This window comes from Dellaglioa sp. CoH-57-MRSF-17 (assembly GCF_056782015.1).
Genome location: NZ_JBXAXY010000161.1, coordinates 1 through 253 on the forward strand (window position 1 = coordinate 1; position 253 = coordinate 253).

The window sequence follows — 253 nt, forward strand, 5'->3', positions numbered from 1 at the left end:
GAGATGCATCCGGCAACAGCTGGTACGGGGGACGCGACGAAGCGCTCTATAGATCAGCGGGTGTTGGACGGCTCGTTGCCTCCTGAGGCTGGCGGTCTCAAGGGGCTGCTTCTGAACGACGGCGTGCCCGGCCTCGAAATCGGCGTTGACGGCGAGAACGATGAGGCGGAACAAATGACGACAGCGGCGGCCCAGCGTCTGTCCTCGTTTGATGAATAAGACGAAACAGAGGTCTAGTAAATAGGAGAAAGTT

1 protein-coding gene is annotated in these 253 nt (G+C 58.5%); it reads left to right on the top strand.

What is annotated here, in order from left to right:
- A partial coding sequence (locus AC1RPJ_RS08260; protein WP_481762926.1) for a hypothetical protein occupies nt 1–219 on the top strand: 219 nt, incomplete at its 5' end.
- Between the last annotated feature and the right edge of the window lie 34 nt (nt 220–253).